General features: G+C 69.8%; 16 protein-coding genes, 1 tRNA gene and 1 pseudogene. 3 read left to right on the top strand and 15 right to left on the bottom strand.

The features are described 5' to 3' along the window. Positions 1-41: 41 nt before the first annotated feature. Positions 42-1,220 (bottom strand): MFS transporter, encoded by a 1,179-nt coding sequence (locus AC1PZ7_RS04380; protein WP_482358293.1) that lies wholly within the window; start codon positions 1,218-1,220, stop codon positions 42-44. Next, entirely contained in the window at positions 1,217-1,729 is a 513-nt protein-coding gene (locus AC1PZ7_RS04385) for a GNAT family N-acetyltransferase (RefSeq protein ID WP_482359564.1), read from the bottom strand. The genes AC1PZ7_RS04380 and AC1PZ7_RS04385 overlap by 4 nt, the downstream gene beginning before the upstream one ends. 212 nt (positions 1,730-1,941) lie before the next feature. Here AC1PZ7_RS04385 and AC1PZ7_RS04390 point away from each other — a divergent pair, with 212 nt between their 5' ends. Continuing rightward, positions 1,942-2,856, top strand: a complete 915-nt coding sequence (locus AC1PZ7_RS04390) for a LysR family transcriptional regulator (RefSeq protein WP_482358294.1) — start codon at positions 1,942-1,944, stop codon at positions 2,854-2,856. Positions 2,857-2,918: 62 nt separating this feature from the next. On the opposite strand, the gene AC1PZ7_RS04395 is transcribed toward AC1PZ7_RS04390, so the two are convergent. From AC1PZ7_RS04395 to fdnG, 13 genes and pseudogenes are all read right to left on the bottom strand, one after another. Continuing rightward, the gene (locus tag AC1PZ7_RS04395) at positions 2,919-3,755 is read right to left on the bottom strand and encodes an alpha/beta fold hydrolase (RefSeq protein WP_482358295.1); all 837 of its coding nucleotides are present in this window, start codon (positions 3,753-3,755) and stop codon (positions 2,919-2,921) included. 160 nt (positions 3,756-3,915) lie between these two features. Next, positions 3,916-4,101, bottom strand: coding sequence for a hypothetical protein (locus AC1PZ7_RS04400; protein WP_482358296.1), 186 nt, complete (start codon positions 4,099-4,101; stop codon positions 3,916-3,918). Positions 4,102-4,298: 197 nt separating this feature from the next. Next, on the bottom strand, positions 4,299-5,345 hold the full coding sequence (cydB, locus tag AC1PZ7_RS04405) for a cytochrome d ubiquinol oxidase subunit II (RefSeq protein WP_482358297.1): 1,047 nt from the start codon (positions 5,343-5,345) through the stop codon (positions 4,299-4,301). Between the two features lie 2 nt (positions 5,346-5,347). Continuing rightward, complete coding sequence (locus AC1PZ7_RS04410) at positions 5,348-6,763, bottom strand: cytochrome ubiquinol oxidase subunit I (protein WP_482358298.1); 1,416 nt, start codon at positions 6,761-6,763, stop codon at positions 5,348-5,350. A gap of 2 nt (positions 6,764-6,765) precedes the next feature. Then, a complete protein-coding gene (locus tag AC1PZ7_RS04415; protein WP_482358299.1) occupies positions 6,766-9,066 on the bottom strand; it encodes an FdhF/YdeP family oxidoreductase in 2,301 nt (766 codons plus the stop codon). 59 nt (positions 9,067-9,125) lie between these two features. Continuing rightward, positions 9,126-10,373 carry a cupin domain-containing protein gene (locus AC1PZ7_RS04420; RefSeq protein WP_482358300.1) on the bottom strand — a complete coding sequence of 416 codons (1,248 nt, stop codon included), beginning with the start codon at positions 10,371-10,373 and terminating at the stop codon, positions 9,126-9,128. A gap of 381 nt (positions 10,374-10,754) precedes the next feature. After that, a tRNA-Sec gene (locus tag AC1PZ7_RS04425) sits at positions 10,755-10,850 on the bottom strand. Positions 10,851-10,982: 132 nt separating this feature from the next. After that, positions 10,983-12,830: pseudogene (gene selB, locus AC1PZ7_RS04430) on the bottom strand (selenocysteine-specific translation elongation factor); the annotation flags it as partial. Continuing rightward, positions 12,827-14,299 (bottom strand): L-seryl-tRNA(Sec) selenium transferase, encoded by a 1,473-nt coding sequence (gene selA / locus AC1PZ7_RS04435; RefSeq protein ID WP_482358301.1) that lies wholly within the window; start codon positions 14,297-14,299, stop codon positions 12,827-12,829. The pseudogene selB and the gene selA, both read right to left, overlap by 4 nt. A gap of 11 nt (positions 14,300-14,310) precedes the next feature. After that, positions 14,311-15,222, bottom strand: a complete 912-nt coding sequence (gene fdhE / locus AC1PZ7_RS04440; protein ID WP_482358302.1) for a formate dehydrogenase accessory protein FdhE — start codon at positions 15,220-15,222, stop codon at positions 14,311-14,313. A 202-nt stretch (positions 15,223-15,424) separates the two neighbouring features. Beyond that, complete coding sequence (locus AC1PZ7_RS04445) at positions 15,425-16,156, bottom strand: formate dehydrogenase subunit gamma (RefSeq protein WP_482358303.1); 732 nt, start codon at positions 16,154-16,156, stop codon at positions 15,425-15,427. After that, entirely contained in the window at positions 16,153-17,145 is a 993-nt protein-coding gene (gene fdxH / locus AC1PZ7_RS04450; protein WP_482358304.1) for a formate dehydrogenase subunit beta, read from the bottom strand. The genes AC1PZ7_RS04445 and fdxH overlap by 4 nt, the downstream gene beginning before the upstream one ends. Before the next feature lie 12 nt (positions 17,146-17,157). Beyond that, positions 17,158-20,247, bottom strand: a complete 3,090-nt coding sequence (gene fdnG, locus AC1PZ7_RS04455; protein WP_482358305.1) for a formate dehydrogenase-N subunit alpha — start codon at positions 20,245-20,247, stop codon at positions 17,158-17,160. 236 nt (positions 20,248-20,483) lie between these two features. Between fdnG and AC1PZ7_RS04460 the strand changes: the two genes are divergently transcribed. Further along, complete coding sequence (locus AC1PZ7_RS04460) at positions 20,484-21,107, top strand: TlpA family protein disulfide reductase (protein WP_482358306.1); 624 nt, start codon at positions 20,484-20,486, stop codon at positions 21,105-21,107. Positions 21,108-21,132: 25 nt separating this feature from the next. Then, complete coding sequence (locus tag AC1PZ7_RS04465) at positions 21,133-22,263, top strand: transglutaminase-like domain-containing protein (RefSeq protein ID WP_482358307.1); 1,131 nt, start codon at positions 21,133-21,135, stop codon at positions 22,261-22,263. Positions 22,264-22,366: the final 103 nt, after the last annotated feature.

Genomic DNA, 22,366 nt, shown 5'->3' on the forward strand with positions numbered 1-22,366 from the left:
CGCGAAGGCGGGGCGTGCGAGGGCGGGCGGCGCGAGAAGGCTCAGCGCCGCCTTCGGCCGAGCACGAGCAGCAGCACGGCGGCGGCGAGCGTCACCGCCGACAGCACGAGCGAGAGGACGAGCGATGCCGCCGGCCCGACATGCTCGCCGACCAGCGCATAGGCCACCGGCGCGGCGGCCGAGAGCATGAAGCTCGGCGCCACCAGCCGGCCGACCACCGTGCCATAGGAGCGGGGATCGAACAGCACCAGCGGCAGCGTGCCGCGCGTGATGGTGAGAAGCCCGTTGCCGGCGCCATAGAGGAAGGCGAAGGCGCCGGCGGCCAGCGTCGAGCTGCCCGAGAACAGGCCGGCGGCGAAGGCGAGCGGCAGCAGCAGCGCGGCGAGGACGTTGAGCGCCAGCGGATCGAGGCGCCCGCCCGAGGCGACCTCGGCAAGCCGGGCGAGCGACTGGCCGACGCCGCGCAGCGTGGCGATCCACACCGCCGCCGCGGCGGCGACGCCGAGCCCGGCCAGCAGCCCGATCATATGCGCCGACATGCCGGCATTGAGGAAATTGGTGACGCCGGTGCCCAGCGCATAGAGCCCGCCGAGCCGGGCGACGTCGCCGGCGCTGCGCGCCAACGGCCGGGGCGGGGCGGGGGCGCTCGCATCGACAGCAACCGTCATCGCCGCGCGCGGCAGCGCGAGATACAGCGGAACGGTGAGCAGGGCGAAGCCGGCATAGGCGAGCACGGCGCCGCGCCAGCCGACATGCTCGGCCAGCAGATGCCCCACCGGCCAGAAGACGGTGGAGGCGAGGCCGCCCAGCAGGGTGATCTGCGACATCGGCCGCCGCGCCTGCGGGCCGGCGATGCGGGCGAGCGTGGCGAAGGCGGCGTCGTAGAGCGTGAGCCGCATGGCGAGGCCGAGGACGACCCAGGCGGCGTAATAGGCCGGGAGGCTGGTGCTGGACGCCAGCGCGACGCAGCCCGCCGCCGTGACCAGCGCGCCGGCGACCATGACGGGGCGACCGCCATGGCGGTCGATCAGCCGGCCAATCAGCGGCGAGGTCAGGCCCATCACCACCAGCGCCACCGCGAAGCCGCCATAGACGGTGCCGCGCCCCCAGCCGAGATCGGCGGCGATGAGATCGGCGAACACGCCGATCAGGTAGTAGCTGATCCCCCAGGCGACGAGCTGCGAAAGCGCCAGGCACAGGACGGCGCGGGCGGGGATCACCGGGCGCCGTCCGGCGCCGACGCCTCCGGCAGGGTCGTGTCGCCAGGGCCGAGCGGGCGCTGCATCAGCACCGAATCCACCCAGCGGCCGAACTTGAAGCCGACCGCGCGGAGGCTGCCGGCCGGGGCGAAGCCCAGGCGGCGGTGGAGCGCGATCGACCCCGCATTGCCGCTGTCGCCGATGACCGCCAGCATCTGCCGCCACGGCCCCTGCTCGCAGCGGGCGATGAGCGCGCCGAGCAGCGCGGTGCCGACGCCCCGGCCGCCGCAGCCTTCGGCGACATAGACCGAATCCTCCACCGTGAAGCGGTAGGCCGGGCGCGGGCGGTAGGTCGAGGCGTAGCTGTAGCCGACGACCCGGCCCGCGCGCTCGGCGACGAGATAGGGCAGGCCGAGGTCGAGAACGACGGCGCGGCGCGCCATCAGTTCCCCGGTCGCCGGCGGCACCTCCTCGAAGCTGGCGAGCCCGGTGAGGACGTGGCGGGCATAGATCGACTGGATCGCCGCCATGTCGGCGTCGACGGCGTCGCGGACGAGAAGGCCGCCCTCGGGCGGCGGCGAGGCAGGGGGATGCACGATGTCCTCACATATTATTTGCCGGCGAATGACCGGCCGGCGCGGCGTCCCTGACGGTGCGCGCTGCCCGATATCGACCAGCATGGGGCTTCCGCTCGCATAAGAGAAGCTTGGGAGAATTATACAAAGTATGAGATTTTCTTTGCATGAAGAATCTCAATCTCGACCAGCTCGACACCTTCGTCGCGGTGATCGAGCTGGGCAGCTTCTCGGCGGCGGCGGAGCGGCTGGGCCTCAGCCAGCCGGCGGTAAGCCTGCAGATCCGCCAGCTCGAGCGCCGGCTCGGCGCCGGGCTCATCGAGCGGGTGGGGCGCAAGGCGCGCCCGACCGCGGCCGGCGCCGAGCTGCTCGCCCATGCGCAGGCGATCGGCGCGGCGGTGGAGGCGGCGGTCGACGCGGTCGCCCATCACGCCACCGGCTCGGCCGGGCGGGTGCGGCTCGGCACCGGCGCCACCGCCTGCATCTTCCTGCTGCCGCCGGTGCTCGGGCGCCTGCGCCGCAGCCATCCTGGCATCGAGATCACCGTCACCACCGGCAACACGGCCGACGTGGTCCGGGCGATCGAGGCGAACCTCCTCGATATCGGGCTGGTGACGCTGCCGGTGACGGGGCGCGCTCTGGAGATCGTCCCGGTGCTGGACGACGCCTTCGTCGCCATCGCCCCGCCCGGCGCGAAGCTGCCGCCGCGGGTGACGGCGGCGCGGCTCGGCGCGCTGCCGCTGCTGCTCTACGAGCCGGGCGGCAACACGCGCCGGATCGTCGACCGCTGGTTCGCGCGCAGCGGCGTGGCGGTGCGCCCGGCGATGTCGCTGGGCAGCATCGAGGCGATCAAGGCGATGGTGGGGGCGGGGCTCGGCTGCTCGGTGCTGCCGGGCATGGCGGTGCCCGACCGCTCGGCGGCCTGCGGCCTGACGGTGCGCCCGCTGGCGCCGGGCCTGGCGCGCCGGCTGGCGGTGGTGATCCGCCGCGACAAGCGGCTCTCGCGCGGCATCCGCGCGGCGGTCGAGGCGCTGAAAGGGCTGGGCGACCCGCCCGCGGCGTCCCGACAGGCCGATGATTAGAGCGCTTGCGAGTGAAGGCGAGGCGGCCGCCCCGCGGGGCGGGACGGCCGGGACGCTACGGCTCAGCCCTTGATGAAGGCGAGAATGTCCGGGTTGATGACGTCGGCATGGGTGGTCAGCATGCCGTGCGGGAAGCCGGGATAGACCTTCAGCGTGGCGTCCGGCAGCAGCTTTGCCTGGAGTTCGGCGGCGTTCTTGTAGGGGACGATCTGGTCGTCATCGCCCTGCAGCACCAGGGTCGGGACGGTCATCGCCTTGAGGTCCTCGGTCTGGTCGGTCTCGGAGAACGCCTTGATGCCCTCGTAATGCGCCTTGGCGCTGCCGATCATGCCCTGGCGCCACCAATTGTCGATCACGCCCTGCGAGACCTTGGCGCCGTCGCGGTTGAAGCCGTAGAACGGGCCGGCGGCGACATCGAGGAAGAACTGGGCGCGGTTGGCGGCGAGCGCCGAACGGAAGCCGTCGAACACCTCGATCGGCAGGCCGCCGGGATAGGCCGCGGTCTTCAGCATGATCGGCGGCACGGCGGCGACCAGCACGGCCTTGGCGACGCGGCCCTGCGGCAGGCCGAACTTGGCGACATAGCGGGCGACCTGGCCACCGCCGGTGGAGTGGCCGATATGGACGGCGTTCCTGAGATCGAGATGCTCGACCACGGCCGAGACGTCGGCGGCGTAGTGATCCATGTCGTGGCCGTCGCTCACCTGCGCCGAGCGGCCATGGCCGCGGCGGTCGCTGGCGACGACGCGGAAGCCCTTGCCGAGGAAGTACAGCATCTGCGCGTCCCAGTCGTCGGACGACAGCGGCCAGCCATGATGGAAGACGATCGGCTGCGCGTCCTTCGGACCCCAGTCCTTGAAGAAGATCTCGACGCCGTCCTTGGTAGTGACGTAGCCCATGGTTCGGTTCCTTTGTTCGATGCTGGGAAGATCTTGCGTGGAAGTTCGTCGGTCGGCTCGGCGGCGCGGAACCTCTTTCCGCGCCGCGAAGACGTAGGACGGATGCGTGTCAGGCGTGGGACACCGGGGCCCGTCGGAGCAGAGCCGGCGGGACGCTGTCTCAGCTGCCCATCTGGAGCGCGAAGGGCAGCATGACCAGTCCCCCGCCGAGCAGCCCGACATCGAGCAGCACGAAGGCCGCGATGGCCCAGGCATGCGGTTTCGGGAGGCTGGCGATCAACGTGCCGCCGATCACCGTCAGGAGCAGGCCGGCTGTAAGGTTGACCGCCGCAAGAGTGAGACTCATCGCCGTGCTCCACATTGCTCTGCCGGGCACGCGATCCGGGACGGAGTCCCGTTCAGCCTGTTGCCAGCCCCTGTCGAGCAACCTACGAGACGCCCGGAATTACTCAATTCAGACAGTCGTTTAGGATGCCATTACCTCGGGATGGAGGACCCATACCTAGGTATGATCGGCGCTGACCGCGGTGCCGATCCGCGCCTTCAATGCGGCGTGGCGGAGGGCGCCGCGCCATAGCCGCCGGCATGGACGACGGTCTTGCCGCGGAACACCCAGTAGGCGTGCGCCTGATAGGCGAGCACGATGGGGATGATCACGGCGACGCCGACGCCGATGAAGGCGAGCGTCTGCGGGTCCGAAACGCCGTCCCACACGGTCACATGGCGCGGCACGACATAGGGCCAGAGGCTGACCACGAGGCCGATCAGGCCGAGCGCGAACAGCACCAGCGCGAGCAGGAAGGTGCGGATCTCCGCGCCCTGCCACAGGCCGCGCCCGATCGAGACGATGACGGCGAGCGTCACCAGCGGCACCGGGGCGAGCAGCAGCAGATTGGGCCAGGCGAACCAGCGGGCCGCCACTTCCGGCACGCTGAGGGCGCTCCAGGCGCTGACCAGGGCCATCATGGCGGCGGTGAGGATGAGCGCGGCGCGGGCGATCTCGCGGGCGAAGATCTGCGTCGGGCCGTCGGTCTTCCAGATCAGCCAGCCGGCGCCGATCAGCGCGTAGCCGCCGACGAGGCCGACGCCGCACAGCACGCCGAGCAGGCTGAGGAAGCTGAACGGCCCGCCGGCGAACATGCCGTTCTCGACCGGCACGCCGTCGATCAGTCCGCCGAGGATGAGGCCCTGGCAGAAGGTCGCCAGGAACGAGCCGGCCGCGAAGGCGATGTCCCAGACGAGGCGGAACCGCGTCGCCTGCACGCGGAAGCCGAAGGCGACGCCCCGGAAGATCAGCGCGAACAGCATGAACATGATCGGCAGGTAGAAGGCCGGCAGCAGGATGTAGTAGCCGGCCGGGAAGACGGCGAAGAGCAGCGTGCCGCCCATCACCAGCCAGGTCTCGTTGCCATCCCAGACCGGCTCGATCGACTGCATCATCAGATCGCGGTCGGCGTCGCGCGGGGCGGCGAGGAACAGGATGCCGACCCCGAGATCGAGGCCGTCGGCCAGCACATAGACCGTGACGCAGAAGACGGCGACGGCGGCGAAGAGGAGCGGGATGTGGTCCGCCTGCATGAACGCGGTCATCGTCAGGCCCTCGCTTGCCCGGTGCCGCGCGCGGGCGACGGAGCGGGATGGGTGGAAAAAAGGTCGACATTGATCCGGTCGAGGCCGGGATGCTCGCGGGTGGGCGGCGCGGTATCGGCCGGCCCCTTGAGCGCGACGCGGGCGGCGAACCAGAAGAAGCTGGCCAGCAGCACGTTGTAGACGGCGAAGAAGATGAGCAGGCTGGTCGTCACCGCGCCGGCCGCGACCGGCGCCACGGCGTCGGCGGTGCGCAGCGCGCCATAGATGATCCAGGGCTGGCGCCCGGCCTCGGTCACGGTCCAGCCGGCGAGCACGGCGAGGAAGCCGAGCGGCGTCGCCGCCATGGCGACAAGCTGGAACCAGCGCGCCTCGTAGAGCCGGCCACGCAGCCGCAGGATGAAGCCGGTGATGGCGGTGGCCAGCAGCACCATGCCGATGCCCGCCATGATGCGGAAGGCGAAGAACACGATCGGCACGTTGGGCTGGTCCTGCGGCGCCACCGCCTTGAGCCCCTGCACCTCGCCGTCCCAGCTATGGGTGAGGTAGAGGCTGGCGAGATGGGGAATGTCGATGGCGTAGAGGTTCTTCTGCGCCTCCATGTCCGGCCAGGCGAGGACGGTCATGGCCGGGCCCTTCGTGGTGTCCCACAGGCCCTCCATGGCGGCGAGCTTGGTCGGCTGCTCGACCAGGGTGTTGCGTCCGTGCAGGTCGCCGATGACGATCTGCAGCGGCGCCAGGACGAGGGCGAGCCACAGCGCCATGGAGAAGGCGGTGCGCGAGGCCGCGACGTGCTGGCGGCGCCAGAGATGGAAGGCGGAGACGCCGGCGATCACGAAGGAGCAGGTGAGGAAGCTGGCGCACACCATGTGGGCGAGGCGGTAGGGGAAGGACGAGGTGAAGATCACATCCCACCAGCTCACCACATGATAGATGCCGTCGGCATCGGCGACCGCGCCGGCGGGGGTCTGCATCCAGCTGTTGGCGGCGATGATCCAGGTGGAGGAGATGAGTGCGCCCATGGCGACCATCAGGCAGGCGAAGAAGTGCGCGCCCCTGGAGACCCTGCCCTCGCCGAACAGCATGATGCCGATGAAGCCGGCCTCCAGGAAGAAGGCGGTCATCGTCTCATAGGCGAAGAGCGGGCCGAGCACATTGGCGACGGAGCGCGAGAAGCCGGCCCAGTTGGTGCCGATCTCGTAGCTCAGCACGATGCCGGTGACGACGCCCATGCCGAAGCCGAGCGCGAAGATGCGCATCCAGAAGCGCATCAGGTCGCGATAGACCGGCTTGCCGGTGCGCCACCACAGGAAACTCAGCACGGTGACGAACCAGGCGGTGCCGATGGTCAGCGTCGGCCACAATATGTGGAAGCCGATGGTGAAGGCGAATTGCGCCCGGGCGAGTTCGACGGCGTCCATGGTCAGCGCGCTCCCTGCGCGGCGGCGGCCTTCACGAGGCGCACCGGCACGGCCTTGGAGGAGGGGGTGAAGCTCTGCGGGTCATGCGCGTAGAGCGGCACCAGCGGGTTGGTCTCGGGGTAGTAGGCGGCGCAGCTCCCGTCCGGGAAGCTGTAGGGCACCACCTTGAAGCCGCGCACGGCGCGCGTGATGCCGTCCTGCGACAGCGTCTCGATGTCGACCCGGTCGTCGGCCTTCAGGCCGCGCCGCTCCATCTCCCGCGCGTTGAGGAAGATCACGTCGCGCTGGCCGTAAACGCCGCGATAGCGGTCGGACAGCGAGTAGAGCGTGGTGTTGTACTGGTCGTGGCTGCGCGCCGTGGTCAGCCACAGCGCCTCGGGATCGTCGACCCCGGGATCCTCGCAGAGCCCGTCGCACACCAGCAGGTTGGCCTTGCCGGACGGCGTCGCCCAGATCCGCTCGCGGGCGAGCGAGGTGAGGTGGAAGCCGCCGGGCTGCGCGATGCGGGCATTGTAGCCCTGGAAGATCGGGAACACCGCCTCGATGTCGTCGCGGATCAGGCGGTAGTCGCCGATCCGCGCCTCCCAGTCGACCCTGGAGCGCGCGCCGAGCGTGGCGCGGGCCATGCCGGCGATGATGGCGGGCTCGCTCTTGAGATGCTCGGAGGCGGGCGCGCGGATGCCGGTCGAGGCATGTACCATCGACATCGAATCCTCCACCGTGACCGATTGCGGGCCGCCGGCCTGCAGGTCGATCTCGGTGCGGCCGAGGCAGGGCAGGATGAGCGCGGCGCGGCCATGCACGAGATGGCTGCGGTTGAGCTTGGTGGCGATGTGGACGGTGAGGTCGAGCTTGCGCATCGCCGCCCGGGTCTGCTGCCAGTCGGGAATGGCGGCGGCGAAATTACCGCCCAGCCCGATGAAGACGCGGGTCTCGCCCTTCACCATGGCCTCCAGCGCGGTGACCACGTTGTGTCCGAAGGCGCGCGGCGGGGTGAAGCCGAAACGGGCCTCGAGGGCGTCGAGCAGCGCGTCGCCGGGCACTTCGGTGATGCCCACCGTGCGGTCGCCCTGCACGTTGGAATGGCCGCGCACCGGGCAGATGCCGGTGCCCTCGCGCCCGACATTGCCGCGCAGCAGCGCGAGATTGGCGAGCTGCTGCACGTTCTGCGTCCCGTGCCGATGCTGGGTGATGCCCATGCCGAAGACCAGGATGGCACGCTCGGCCGTCGCATAGGCCCGCGCCGCCACCGCGATGTCGCCGCGGGCGATGCCGGACCTGGCCTCGATGTCCTCCCAGGCGGTGGCGTCGAGATCGGCGATCAGCGCCTCGATGCCGAGGGTGTGGCCGTGGATGAAGTCCCAGTCCAGCACCGGCGCGCCGTCCGCCGCCTTCGCCGCGCGGTCGGCCTCGACCAGCCACTTCATGAGGCCCTTGATCAGCGCTACATCGCCGCCGACCTTGACCTGGAACAGGCGCGAGGAGATCGGCGTCGAGGTCAGCGTCGCCATCTCCACCGGGTTCTGCGGCGCCTGGAAACGCTCCAGCGCCCGTTCGCGGAATGGGTTGAACGACATGATGGTGGCGCCGCGCCGCGCGGCGTCGCGCAAATCCGTCATCATGCGCGGCGAATTGGTGCCGGGGTTCTGGCCGAAGATGAAGATGCAGTCGGCGCGTTCGAAATCCTCCAGCAGCACCGTGCCCTTGCCGACGCCGAGCGACTGCGGCAGGCCGACGCTGGTGGCCTCGTGGCACATGTTGGAGCAGTCGGGGAAATTGTTGGTGCCGTATTCGCGGGCGAAGAGCTGGTAGAGGAAGGCGGCCTCGTTGGAGGCGCGGCCGGAGGTGTAGAAATCCGCCATGTTCGGGTCGGGCAGGGCGTTGAGGTGCTGGCCGACGAGGGCGAAGGCTTCCTCCCAGCTTACCGGCACATAGCTGTCGGTGTAGGAATCGTAGCGCATCGGATGGGTGAGCCGGCCCTGCATCTCCAGCTCGAAATCGGTGAAGGCCTCCAGCTCCGACACGGTATGGGCGGCGAAGAATTCCGGCGTGCAGCGCTTTGCCGTCGCCTCCCACGCCACCGCCTTGCCGCCATTCTCGCAATATTCGAACGGCGAGGGATTCTTCGGGTCGGCCCAGCCGCAGCCGGGGCAGTCGAAGCCGCCCGGCTGGTTCATATGCGCGAGCAGGGCCATGCCGGAGACGGCGATGTCCTGCTCGGCGAGGGCGGTGCCCATCGCCTTCAGGGCACCCCAGCCGCCGGCCGGCTCGTGATAGGGACGGATGGTCTTGACGATGCCCATGGGTCTCTCCCGGGTCGCGAGCGGTCGGCGGGGATGGATGCGAAGCGACGCGGGCGGGCTCAGCCCGGCTGGATGCCGACCTGGCCGCGCGGGAAGCGGGCGATCGCGGCGGGGTCGATGTTGAGGTGCTGGGCGACGAGTTCCGGCGGCGCGTGGGTCAGCCAGTCGGAGAGGTCGACTTCCTGATATTCGGGCGCGCGGAACACGACGAGGACCTGCAGGTCCTCCTCGCCGGTGTTCTCGATGTAATGGCCCTGGCTCTTGGGCACGACGCCGAGATCGCCGGCCTGGAAGTCGATGGTCTGGGCGCGCGGACCGGTGTTGAACACCGTCATGCGACCCTTGCCCTTGATCCAGTACTGCCACTCGTCGGCATTCGGGTGCCAGTGCATGCGCCGCAGCGCGCCGGGCTTGATGGTCTCGATGGCGGCGGCGATGGTGTTGGAGGCCTTGAAGGTGCGGCTGTCGGCGAGCTGGACGTGGCCGCCGGCATTCTGCTTCACCGGCGTGGTGGCGGTGAGCGAGAAGGTGAACGGCTCGGCCGGCGAGCCGGCGCCGGCCACGGCGGCCTGATCGACGGCGAGCGGCGGCGGTTCCTTGCCCTGGAAGATCCAGAGGTCCTGCAGCGGGATGTTCTTGAAGGTGTCGGCCGGCACGCCGAAATTCTGCGCCAGGATCGCCGGCGGGGTGTGGGCGATCCAGTCGGTCAGCAGCAGCGTGTTGTATTCGGACTGGTAGGCGTCGTCGAAGACCAGCAGGAATTCGGCGCCGTCCGGGCCGAGGCCCTGCAGCGAGTGCGGGTAGCCGGCCGGGAAGAACCACAGATCGCCCGGCCCGACGTCGCGCACATAGGGGTGGCCGTCCTTGTCCAGCACGGTGACGCGGCAGCGGCCATTGGTCATCAGCGCCCATTCGCCGGCGAGGTGCCAGTGCATCTCGCGGATGCCGCCCGGCCCGAGGCGCATGTTGACGCCGGAGACTTCCTTGGCGGCGGGGAATTCGGTGGCGGTGATCTGCCGCGCCCAGCCGCCATTCTGGATGCGCTTGGGCATGATGTTGAAGGACGACCACAGCATCGGCATGTTGCCGACACCGGTGGCGGGCGGGCTCTGGAAGGCCGGGATCTGCGCTTCCAGCGCCGGGCTCTGCGGGCCGGGGCTGGACAGCGCGCCGGGGGTGGAATTGATCGCGCCTTCCGGGGGCTGATCCGGATTGCCGAAGGTCGCGGCCTGCGCCGCGCCGGAAGCGACGGCGGCGCCGCCGAGGGCGCTCAGTGCAAGCAGGGTGCGCCGGGACAGGTCTTCCATGTTTCGCTCTCCTCGATTGCAGCGTGCCGGCAGGCACCGCGCCGTGACCCGGAGGGACGAGGCTCGATCGATGCGGCGGCCGGGGGACCGTGCGGCCGCCTTGCCGACTGGGGCGAGGTTGCGGCGGGAGCGGCGGAAAATCTTCCGCGCATGCATGCGGCCCTGCCGGTGCGGCGGGCGCTTTGGCAAAAACGACCCTTGGGGAGGTGGCGCCGAAGCCTTGGTATGAGCCGGTGCTACGGGTGGCGCCGCGCGGCGGCCCGTCGCGCCGGCGCGGATTTCGCGGCGGCGGGCACGGATATGCGCCCCGTCGCGCCGGCGCGTGATCCGATCAGGTGATTCCACCCGATCGGAAAGGGCTCAGCGCGGGCGGTCGCAGGATGGCGGAAGAGAGTGGGAGTCGAACCCACCAGGGACCGGCTCGCGGCCCCTTCCGGATTTGAAGTCCGGATACCTCACCGGAGGTAACGCTCTTCCAGAAGTCGTGTCCGCATCCGCTGCTGGCGTGGCAGTGTCGTCGATCGCGCCGAACAGGTCCAGCCGGTGGCGGTTGAGGCGGCGCAGGTCGCCGCGGCGCAGCGTGACGCCGTGGCGGTCGAAGAATTCGAGGATCTGGATCGCCACCTTGCGGCCGACCGCGTGCTCGCCCTGCTCGATGCGGTCGCGGAAGGTGCCGGCGGCGAATTGCCGTCCGGTCGCGCCGTCGGAGAGCTCGCGCACCATGGCGACCATCGCGGTCACGGTCGGGCGCAGGTAGAAATGGTCGTGCGCCACCTCGTCGACCTTGCCCATGCGGGCGAGCAGCTTCAGGAGCCGGCGAATATCGGATTCCGCCTCGCCGGTCATGGCCGCGAGGTCGCGCACGCGCGGCGGGCGGAAGCGCTCGGTGCCGCCGAGCTTCGGCTCGACCAGCTCCCACAGCAGCTCGTCCTGGCGGGTGAGGCGCACCTCGTGCCCGGCGAGCCGGACCCAGGCGCCGTCGAGCACCAGCCTCGACGCATCGGAAAGGCGGCGCAGCGCCTCCAGGAAGACCGGCCTGGGCAGGCGCGGCACCAGCGCCAGCCGCAGCTTTTCGGTGCCCATGCCCGGCAGATCGGGATTGGCGTCGTGGAAGCCCTCGAGCGCGGCGAGCAGCGCCTCGCCATAGTGCGCCCAGCGCGCGGCGGAGAGCACGGTGAGCCCGCCGCCGGCGGCGAAGCCGACGAGGCCGAGCCGTCCGGCGATCGCCGGCGCGGCGTCGGCCGCCAGCGCCCGGTCGCGGGCGAAGGCGTCGAGGTCGAGATGCCAGGGCGCGACGGCAAGGAGGCCGGCCACGGCCGCGTCGGGATCGGCCTCACGGAGGGCTTCGAGCTGGGCGAGGCGCTCGGGCGTGCGGCGCTTGCGGGCGGGGGCGCGCAGGTCGATCAGCCGGCCGCCGCCGATGCTGCGCCGGGCCGAGGTGTCGCGAATGACATAGCGGTCCCCCGCCGCGGCCGCGATGGGCTGTTCCAGCACGATCTGCACCAGCCCGGTCTCGCCCGGCGCGAGGGTGTCGGCGGAGAGCGGCACGAGGCGGGCGCCGATGTCCGCCGCGCCGTGATGGAAGCGCACCGGGAACCACTGGCCGAGCGGCTTGGGCTCGCTCGCCAGCACGGTGAGGGTGGCGTCGATGCGCTCGGTCGGGGCGTGCAGCGCCGGGTCGAGCACCATGTCGCCGCGTCGGACGGCCTCGGCCGAGATGGCCTCGCCCGCGAGGTTGAGCGCGCAGCGGTCGCCGGCGCGGCCCTGCTCGGCCTTGCGGTTCTGCGCATGCAGGGAGCGCACGCGCGCCGGCAGGCCGGAAGGGCTCACCACCACCTGATCGCCCGGCTTCACCGCGCCGGAAAGCACCGTGCCGGTGACCACCGTGCCGGCGCCGGCCAGCGTGAAGCAGCGATCGACGGCGAGGCGCAGGCGGCCCTGCGCGCTGCGCTCGGCAAAATTCCGGGCCGCCTCGACGAGGCGGGCGCGCAGCGTGTCGATGCCCTCGGTGGTGAGCGAGGACACCGCCAGAACCTCGGCGCCCTGCAGCGAGGTGCCCTCCACCAGGGCGCCGATCTCGGCGCTCACCTCGGCCCGGCGGGCGTCGTCGGCGAGGTCGGCCTTGGTCAGCGCGACGAGGCCGCGCGAGATGCCGAGCAGGTCGAGCAGCGCCAGATGCTCGCGGGTCTGCGGCATCACCCCGTCATCGGCGGCGACGATCAGCAGCGCGAAGTCGATGCCGCTGGCCCCGGCCAGCATGGTGTGGATGAACTTCTCGTGCCCCGGCACGTCGATGAAGCCGAGCGTGCCGGCCTCGGTCGAAAGGTAGGCGAAGCCGAGGTCGATGGAGATGCCGCGCGCCTTCTCCTCCTTCAGCCGGTCGGTATCGACGCCGGTGAGCGCGCCGACCAGCGCGGTCTTGCCATGGTCGATATGGCCGGTGGTGCCGATGATCATCCCGGCACCCGCAGATGGCCGAGGCTGTCGAGGAAGCCGGCCTCGTCCTCCAGACAGCGCAGATCGAGGATCAGCGCGCCCTCGGTGATGCGGCCGATGATGGGGACGGGAAGCGCCCGCAGCGCGGCGGCCAGCGCGTTGAGCCGTCCGCCGGAGGCCTCGCCGGCCGGGCGGATGGCGAAGGCGGCGCTGGCCAGGGTTTCCAGCGGCAGCGCGCCCGAGCCGATCTGGCTGGCGCAGTCGACGATCTCGATGTCGAAGCCGTCGCCCAAAGCGGTGGCGAGCGGCTCGGCGAGGGCGTGCGCGCGGGCGGCGATCTCGGGGCGCGTGCGCGCCAGCAGGCGCAGCGTCGGCAGCCGGGCGGCCAGCCGCTCGGGATCGCGGTAGAGCTTCAGCGTGGCCTCCAGCGCGGCGAGGCGGATCTTGTCGACGCGCAGCGCCCGCTTCATCGGATTGCGGTTGATCTTCTCGATCAGCGCGGCGCGGCCGACGATGAAGCCGGTCTGCGGCCCGCCGAGCAGCTTGTCGCCGGAGAAGGTGACGATGTCCGCCCCCTCCGCCACCGCCTCGCGCACGGTCGGCTCATGGGCCAAGCCTGATTGGGCCAAGCCTGATTGGGCGACGCCGAGGCGGGCGAGATCGACCAGCGTGCCCGAGCCGAGATCGTTGACGAGGGGCACGCCGCGGGCCTGGGCGATGGCCGCCAGCTCGCGCGCCGGCACCTCTTTGGTGAAGCCCTCGATGCGGTAATTCGAGGTGTGCACCTTCAGCACCAGCCCGGTCGCCTCGGAGAGCGCGCCGGCATAATCCTTCGGGTGGGTGCGGTTGGTGGTGCCGATCTCGACCAGCCTTACCCCGGCGCGGGCCATGATGTCGGGCATGCGGAAGGCGCCGCCGATCTCGATCAGCTCGCCGCGCGAGACGACGGCCTCGCGGCCCAGCCCGAGCGTGTTCAGCACCAGCAGCACGGCGGCGGCGTTGTTGTTGACGACGGTGGCGTCCTCGGCCCCGGTCAGCTCGATCAGCAGCGCGCGGACATGGTCGTCGCGCTCGCCACGCTTGCCGGTGGCAAGGTCGTATTCCAGCGCCACCGCCGCGCGCATGGCCTGCGTCGCGGCCTCGACCGCCTCTTCCGCCAGCACGGCGCGGCCGAGATTGGTGTGCAGCACCGTGCCGGTGAGGTTGAACACCGGTCGCAGGCTGGAGCGCGCCGCCCGCTCCAGCGCCTCGGCGGCGGCGAGCGCCACATGGTCGGGCGAGGGCAGCGCGGCGAGCTTGCCGGCCAGCAGGCAGGCGCGCACCTCGTCGAGCGCGGCGCGGATGGCGGTGGTGGCCGGGGCGCGGCCGAACGCTTCGACCGCCTGCTGGCCGGCCGGGGTCTTCAGCACGAGATCGACCGCGGGCAGGTCGCGCGGCGACAGCGGGGCGGGGGAGGGGTGAGGCCCGGCCGGGCGGGGCTGCGCGTCCATCCTCGCCCCCGTCAGTAGCCGAGAAGGAAGGGGTTGAAGGCGGCCCGCCGGTAGGGGCCCTCGCGCATCATCAGGTCGAGCGCCAGCGTGCCGATGTCGTCCGCCACCGGCTCGATGGTGGTGTCCTTGCTCTGGTACATCACCTTCACATAGGTGCGGCACTCGTCGCAGGTCTCGGCCTTGACGGTGCCGGGGCTGCCCTCGATTTCCTGATAGCCGATGCCCTTGGTGGTGCCGCAGGCGCAGCAGCGTATGCGCACATAGTTCCACAGGGTGGAGCACAGCGAGCAGGCGCAGAAGCGGCTGCCATGCGCGTTCGGCCATTCGACGATGAGCGAGGCGACCGGCGGGCCGCCGCAGGCCGGGCACACGCCGTCGCCCACCGGCACGAGGCGCTTGGCGTCGAGCGTGGCGGCTAGGCGGGCGAAATGCACCTGCAGCGCGCCCGCGACATAGACATGCTCGGCCAGCGTCTCGACCGGCATGTCGTGGGCAAGCACGTCGCGCACCATCTGCGCACGCTCGGCGCCGTCGGCCAGGCGTACGCGGGTCAGCGCCTGCGCCGCCTCGTCCGGCATCGCCACGCGCGCCGCCGCGTCGAACAGCGCGTCGAGCGTGGTCTCCAGCGTGTCGTCGAGCGTGAGGCCGGCCCGGTCGAGCGGCGGCATCTCGAAGGTGCGCGCCCTCTCTGTGGCCTCCGCGTCCGGCGGCGTGACCGGCGGCAGCGCCGGCACGATGGCCTGCTGCGCCTCGATGAGGCCGGCGACGAAATCGAGATAGGGCTTGAGCGGGCTCACCGCCGCATAGGTGCGCAGCCGCGCCGCCCGCACGCCGAACAGGCGCGACGGGTCGGGCAGGACCGCGAAGGGCGGGGTGGAGACGGAGCCGATCACGCTCGGATCGGGCTGAAGCTCTGCCGACATTGTTTCCTCACGAACCGCACGGGCCACGTGTTGCGTCCAGGCACGTGTTGCATATAGGGCGGCGCGCGATCGGCGCGACGGCCCGTTCCCTCATCATCCCGGCCGTCGCAGGCCGATCCGGCTTCGGCACGCGATCCCGGATATGGCCTGCGGCCAATCCGGGATGACGGCGGGCGAGCACGCGCGTGCTCGCCCGCGCCGCCTATTCGGCCGGCGTGACCGGCGGCCTTGCCGGACGCTTGCCGGGCTTGCTGCCGACCAGTTCGCGCAGCCATTTGCGGTGATGGCGCCAGGCCCAGCCGCCCGTCACCTCGCCCCGGGTCATGGCGCCGATGGTGCCCTTCACCCAGATGGCGGCGTAGACATGGATGATCCACACGCAAATGATCACCACCGCGGTAATCGAATGCACGAGGATGGCGATGCGCTTCTGCTCGATGGTGGTGAAGGGATAGAAATACTGGTCCCACATCACGACGCCGCTGGCGATCAGCACGATGATGAGGGCCGACATCGACCAGAAGACGAATTTCTGGCCGGCATTGTACTTGCCGACCTCCGGCATCTTCTCCTCGCGGCCGGCCAGCAGGTCGGCCGAATGGGCCACCCAGTCGACGTCCTCGCGCGCGGGCAGGTTGGCCCGCCAGAAGCGCAGGAACAGCCCGGCGAAGGAGAAGAACAGCACCACGCCGATCCACGGATGCAGCGCCCGCGTCCACTGCCCGCCGCCGAACAGGCCGGTGAGGAAGAACAGCTTCGGCGTGAACAGCGCCATGCCGGACAGCGCCAGCAGCACGAGGCTGGTGGCGGTGACCCAGTGGTTGATGCGCGCGGGAAGCGTGTAGCGCGACACCTGGACCGGGTGGCCCGGGCGAACGGCGTCGCCCGGTTCCACGTCGGCGGGAGTGTGGTTCTCGAGGTTGGCGGCCGTCATGGCGTCCTCCCCTCATGCGCGTCGGCGGATGGCGCCGGCGGGGGCGCGCCCGTGCCCTCGACCAGCCTCTCGGCGTTCTCCTCGTCCTCCTCGCCGACCCTGTTCGGGCCGGCGACGGCGTAGTGCAGGAAGCCCGCGGCGGCGGCGAAGCCCATCACCGCGAGGCCGACATATTTGGTCACGCCCTTCCACGCATCGACGATCGGCGAGATGCGCGGATTGTCCGGCAGGCCGGCATAGATGGACGGCGTGTCGGCGTGGTGCAGCACGTACATCACATGCGTGCCGCCGACGCCCTGCGGGTCGTAGAGGCCGGCCTTGTCGAAGCCGCGCGACTTGAGGTCGGTGATGCGGAACTCCGCCCACTCCTTCATCTCGTCCTTGGTGCCGAAGACGATGGCCTGGGTCGGGCAGGCCTTCTGGCAGGCCGGGCCCTGGCCCACCGCCACGCGGTCCGAGCACAGCGTGCACTTGTAGGCGGTGTGGTCGACCTTGGAGATGCGCGGGATGTCGAAGGGGCAGCCCTTGATGCAGTAGCCGCAGCCGATGCAGTTCTCGTGCTGGAAATCGACGATGCCGTTCGAGTACTGCACGATGGCGCCGGGCGCCGGGCAGGCCTTCAGGCAGCCCGGATCCTCGCAATGCATGCAGCCATCCTTGCGGATGAGCCATTCGAGATTTTCGGTCTCGGGGTTCACCCATTCGGTGAAGCGCATCAGCGTGAAGGTGTCCGGCGTCAGGTCCATGGGATTGGTGTAGATCCCGTGGTTGAAGCCGATCTCCTCGGTCAGGTTGTTCCATTCGAGGCAGGCCGCCTGGCAGGCCTTGCAGCCGATGCACTTGGTCACGTCGATGAGCTTGGCGACCTCGGTCAGCCGCTCGGCGGGCGGCGTGACCTCGGAGGCGCTGCGGCGAAGGATGTCCTTCTCGCCGAAGCGCGGCTTTGCGGCGTCGGGGGCGACGGAGGGGTTGGGGATAGCTGGGAACATTGCGCCGCCTCCCTATGCCGCCACCGGCCCGGACGAGGGCTCGATGTTGACCATGAACGCCTTGAATTCCGGCGTCTCGATGTTCGCGTCGCCCACGAACGGGGTCAGCGTGTTCGCCGGGAAGCCCTTGCGCGCCGCCCCGACGAAGCCCCAGTGGATCGGCACGCCGACCACATGCACCGTCTTGCCGTCGATGGTCATCGGCTTGATGCGCTTGGTGACGACCGCCTTGGCGTAGAGCTCGCCGCGCTTCGACCACACGCGCACCCAGCCGCCGAGCGCGATGCCCTTCTCCTTCGCCAGCTCCTCCGAGATCTCGACGAACTGCTCCGGCTGCAGGACCGCGTTCACATGGTTGTTCTTGGTCCAGTAGTGGAAGTGCTCGGTGAGGCGGTAGGAGGTGCCGGCATAGGGGAAGGCGGGATCGCCGATGTCGGCGAACTGCTTCCAGTCGTCGGCGAAGACGCGCGCCACCGGATTGCCGCGCACCTTCGGCGCGATGACGTTGGCGACCGGGCTTTCGAACGGCTCGTAATGCGCCGGGAATGGCCCGTCGCGCATCATCTTGCGCACGAAGAGCCGCGACGTGCCCTCCGGGTTCATGATGAACGGCCCGACGTCGCGCGGCTTGGCGGTCGGCGCGATGTCCGGCACGTCGTAGCCGGTCCACTTGGCGCCGTCCCACTCGATCAGCTTGCGCGAGGGATCCCACGGCTTGCCGTCGAGGTCGCAGGAGGCGCGGTTGTAGAGGATGCGCCGGTTGGCCGGCCAGGAGAACGACCATTTGAGGAACATGCCGGCGTCGCCCGGGTCGGAATTGTCCCGCCGCGCCATCATGTTGCCGGCCTCGGTCCAGCAGCCGGAGAAGATCCAGCAGCCGCCCGCGGTGGTGCCGTCGTCGCGCATCTGGCCGAAGCCGGAAAGCTGCTTGCCGGCCTCCAGTATCTTCTTGGTCGGGTCGGCCGGGTCGTAGACGTCGGCCAGCACCGAGCCGTTCATCTCCCTGGCGAGCTCTTCCGCCGTCGGATGGTTCGGGTCCTTGTAGGACCAGTTCAGATTGACGATCGGATCGGGGAAGGCGCCGCCTTCCTTCTTGTAGAGCTCCTTCAGCCGCAGATGGATCTGCGCCATGATCCAGGTATCGGTCTTCGCCTCGCCGGGAGGCGAGCCGCCCGGCCAGTGCCATTGCAGCCAGCGGCCGGAATTGACCAGCGAGCCCTCGTCCTCGGCGAAGCAGGTGGTGGGGAGCTGGATCACCTCGGTCTGGATCTTTGCCGGGTCCGCCTTGTTGAAGGTGCCGTGATCCTCCCAGAACCGCGCCGTCTCGGTCTGGAGCGGGTCCATGATCACCAGCAGCTTCAGCTTGGCGAGGGCCTCGGCCAGCTTGGCCTTGTTGGGGAAGGCCTGCAGCGGGTTGAACCCCTGGCAGAAATAGAGGTTCACCTTGCCCTGCTTCATCATCTCGAAGATGCGCAGGACGTCGTAGCCCGGCACGTCGAGCTTGGGCAGGTAGCCATAGGCCCAGTCGTTCTCGACTGTCGCGGCGGAGCCGTACATGGACTTCATGAAGCTGACGAAGAACTTCTTGTAGTTCTGCCAGTAGCTCATCTGGTTCGGTCGCAGCGGCTTGAAGGCCCGCGTCGACATGTAGGTGGCGAAGTCCGCCTCCTTCTCCGTGGGGATGTTGAGATAGCCCGGGATGAGGTTGCTCATCAGCCCGAGATCGGTCAGCCCCTGGATGTTGGAATGGCCGCGCAGTGCGTTCATCCCGCCGCCGCGCACGCCGATATTGCCGAGGATGAGCTGCAGCATCGCCATGCCGCGGATGTTCTGCGAGCCCTTGGAATGCTGGGTCCAGCCGAGCGCGTACATGCTCGTCATGGTCTTGGTCGGCGTGGAGCACTCGCCGATCATCTCGGCCACCTTCAGGAACTTGTCCTTCGGCGTGCCGCAGATGCGCTCCACCATCTCGGGCGTGTAGATGGCGACGTGCTGCTTCAGCAGGTTCCACACGCAGCGCGGGTTCTGCAGCGTCTCGTCGACCACCGCGTAGCCGTCCGCGCCGATCTCGTAGTCCCAGGTGTCCTTGTTGTAGTCGCGCTTTTCCTCGTCATAGCCGGTGAACAGGCCGTCCTTGTAGCCGAAGCCCTCCTTCACCACGAAGGTGGCGTTGGTGAACGGCTTCACATACTCCCACTGCACCTTGTCGTTGCCGATGCACCAGTTGATGAGGCCCATCAGGAAGGCGATGTCCGAGCCCTGGCGGATCGGCGCGTAATAGTCCGCCACCGACGCCGAGCGGTTGTAGCGCGGGTCGACGACGATGAGCTTGGCGCCACGGTTGGCTTTCGCCTCGGTGACCCATTTGAATCCGCAGGGATGCGCTTCGGCGGCGTTGCCGCCCATGATGACGACGAGGTCGGTATTCTTGATGTCCGTCCAGGCGTTGGTCATGGCGCCACGGCCGAATGTTGGGGCGAGACTCGCCACCGTCGGGCCGTGTCAGACGCGTGCTTGGTTGTCGAACGCCAGAATGCCGGTGCTGCGCACCACCTTGTAGGTCGCGAAGGCCGTCTCGTTGGTCGTGGCCGAGGCGGCGAGGAAGCCGGCGGTAAGCCAGCGGTTGACGGTCACGCCGTCCTTGTTGGTGGCGACGAAATTGGCGTCGCGGTCGTCCTTCATGGCGCGGGCGATCTTGTCGAGCGCCACATCCCAGGAGACGGCCTCGAACCTGTCGGAGCCGGCCTTGCGCAGCATGGGCTGGGTGAGGCGGGTCTGCGACTTGACGATGTCGCGCAGCGCCGCGCCCTTGGGGCAGAGCGTGCCGCGGTTGGTGGGATGGTCGGAGTCGCCCTCGATATGGACGATGTCGGCCGTCTCGCCCTTCCGGAGGTCGCCCTTGGAATAGATGATGATGCCGCAGGCGACCGAGCAGTAGGTGCAGGTGTTTCGCGCTTCCGTCGTGTTCACCAGGTGAAACGGCTTCACGGCGGCGGCCACGGCGGCCTCCGCTTCGCTGAAGCCGAAGGCACCCAACGTCGTGCCGGCGATGCCGGCTCCCGACGTTTTGAGGAACGTGCGGCGCGAGAGCTCCATATTCATCGAGGCCCTCCCGAAAATCTCTCCGCGAAGCCCATCGCTCGATAGGCTTTTCCGATCACAAGGCTATTTTTTAGCTGGTCCAATGTCAAACAGTGTAAGGGCTGGACGCAGGACAAAAAAGCGTGTGATTTCAAGCCATTCCTTATATTGCCGTGCGGTTCGGAAATGCTGCGTCGCAATAGTTGCCCGGTTCGCCGATCGACCGATTGACGATTGGGCGGCCCCGTCGCAGCATCATGGCCGTGCTCGCATGGACGGCTCCCGCGTGTCGGGGCGAGACGATCCGCTTTCCGTGGCTGTTTGCCGCCTCCCTTGCGTCGATCGCGCTGGGCGGCGCGGCGAGGGCGTCTGACGTCTCGCCCCTGCCGATCGGCGGGATGCCGCCGGCGCTGGCGCTGCCTTCGCTCGACCATGGCCCGCAGGAGCTTGCGGCGCTGCACGGGCGCCCCGTCCTCGTTCACTTCTTCGCGACCTGGTGCGAACCCTGCCGCGCGGAAATGGCGGGACTGGCGCGGCTCGCCGGCCGCCTGAAGGAGCGGCCCTTCGCGCTGCTCGCGGTCGATGTCGGCGAGGTTCCCGTGCGGGTGCGCCGCTTCTTCGACGCCGCCCCCGTGCCGTTTCCCGTGCTGCTGGACGAGGACCGCGCCGCGCTGAAGGCGTGGAAGGTCGTCGGCCTGCCGTCGAGCTTCGTGCTCGATGCCTCGCGGACCCTGCGCCTTTATGCCGGCGGCCCGGTCGACTGGGACGACCCGGACGCCGCGCGCCTGCTCGACAGCCTGATGCCCGACACGCCCGCCGACACGGCCGCCGCGCCCACCGGCGCGAGTCTGCCGCCCCTCCTGCCGCCCCTCAACGATTGAATGAAACCGACCGGGAGCCATCGCCATGACCAGTCGCCGTGAATTCCTCAAAGCCGGCGCGGCGCTTGCCGCCGTCGCCGCCGCCCCTCACGCAGCCTTCGCCCAGGCCGCCAGTCCGGCCGCCGCCGCCGTCTTCGCACCGAAGCCGGACAAGTGGCGCCAGTTCGAGGTGGTGACGGTGCTCGACGTGAAGCCCGTCGAGGGCAAAGCCGGGCCGGCGCAGGCCTGGGTGCCGCTGCCCTCCTACACGGCGGCGGACTGGTTCAAGCCGGGCGAGAGCACCTGGAAGACCAATGCGGCGACCGCCACGGTCGAGAAGGACTCGGTCTATGGCGCGCAGATGCTGCATCTGACCTGGGCCGAGGGGGAGACGAAGCCGAGCGTCGAGATCACCTCGCGCTTTGCCACCCGCGACCGCGCCACCGATTTCGCCACGCCCGGCAACGCGGCGCCGCTCTCGTCCGAGGAACGGGCGCTGTTCCTGGCCTCCACCGACCTCATCCCCACCGACGGCATCGTCAAGGCGACCGCCGACAAGATCACCGCCGGCAAGACCAGCGACGTCGAGAAGTCGCGCGCCATCTATGAATGGGTGGTCGAGAACACCTACCGCAACGCGGCGACGCGCGGCTGCGGCACCGGCGACGTCGCCTCGCTGCTGGCGAGCGGCAATCTCGGCGGCAAATGCGCCGATCTCAACGCGCTGTTCGTCGGCCTCAACCGCGCCGCCGGCATCCCCGCGCGCGACCTCTACGGCATCCGCGTGGCGCCCTCGGCCTTCGGCTACAAGAGCCTGGGCGCCAATTCGCCGACCATCTCCAAGGCGCAGCACTGCCGCGCCGAGGTGTGGCTCGACGGCTTTGGCTGGGTCGCCACCGACCCGGCCGACGTGCGCAAGGTCGTGCTGGAGGAGCCGCCGGGCAAGAACGCCATGGACGACGCCAAGGTGCTGGCGGCGCGCAAGGCGCTGTTCGGCTCCTGGGAGGGCAACTGGCTGGCCTATAATGACGGCCACGACATCGCCCTGCCGGGCGCGAACGGGCCGAAGCTCGGCTTCCTCATGTACCCGCAGGCGGAAGTGGCGAGCCTGCGCCACGACTGCCTCGACCCCGACGCCTTCGCCTATGTGATCAAGGCGAGCGAGGTGTCGGCCTGATCGGAGGGCCTGCGCCCTCTCCCCGCCGGGGAGAGGGTTGGGGTGAGGGGGTGCCGGCCGACCGACGGGCCCCTCACCCGCCGCTGCGCGGCGACCTCTCCCC

This window comes from Ancylobacter sp. TW_SC_1, from assembly GCF_056836805.1.

Coding starts and splice junctions, on each gene's coding strand:
- AC1PZ7_RS04460 (WP_482358306.1), top strand. CDS start 20,484: ATGGCCGTGCTCGCATGGACGGCTCCCGCGTGTCGGGGCGAGACGATC.
- AC1PZ7_RS04420 (WP_482358300.1), bottom strand. CDS start 10,373: ATGGAAGACCTGTCCCGGCGCACCCTGCTTGCACTGAGCGCCCTCGGC.
- AC1PZ7_RS04400 (WP_482358296.1), bottom strand. CDS start 4,101: ATGAGTCTCACTCTTGCGGCGGTCAACCTTACAGCCGGCCTGCTCCTG.
- AC1PZ7_RS04410 (WP_482358298.1), bottom strand. CDS start 6,763: ATGGACGCCGTCGAACTCGCCCGGGCGCAATTCGCCTTCACCATCGGC.
- selA (WP_482358301.1), bottom strand. CDS start 14,299: ATGGACGCGCAGCCCCGCCCGGCCGGGCCTCACCCCTCCCCCGCCCCG.
- AC1PZ7_RS04465 (WP_482358307.1), top strand. CDS start 21,133: ATGACCAGTCGCCGTGAATTCCTCAAAGCCGGCGCGGCGCTTGCCGCC.
- AC1PZ7_RS04445 (WP_482358303.1), bottom strand. CDS start 16,156: ATGACGGCCGCCAACCTCGAGAACCACACTCCCGCCGACGTGGAACCG.
- fdhE (WP_482358302.1), bottom strand. CDS start 15,222: ATGTCGGCAGAGCTTCAGCCCGATCCGAGCGTGATCGGCTCCGTCTCC.
- AC1PZ7_RS04415 (WP_482358299.1), bottom strand. CDS start 9,066: ATGGGCATCGTCAAGACCATCCGTCCCTATCACGAGCCGGCCGGCGGC.
- AC1PZ7_RS04385 (WP_482359564.1), bottom strand. CDS start 1,729: ATGGCGGCGATCCAGTCGATCTATGCCCGCCACGTCCTCACCGGGCTC.
- AC1PZ7_RS04390 (WP_482358294.1), top strand. CDS start 1,942: ATGAAGAATCTCAATCTCGACCAGCTCGACACCTTCGTCGCGGTGATC.
- fdxH (WP_482358304.1), bottom strand. CDS start 17,145: ATGTTCCCAGCTATCCCCAACCCCTCCGTCGCCCCCGACGCCGCAAAG.
- cydB (WP_482358297.1), bottom strand. CDS start 5,345: ATGACCGCGTTCATGCAGGCGGACCACATCCCGCTCCTCTTCGCCGCC.
- AC1PZ7_RS04395 (WP_482358295.1), bottom strand. CDS start 3,755: ATGGGCTACGTCACTACCAAGGACGGCGTCGAGATCTTCTTCAAGGAC.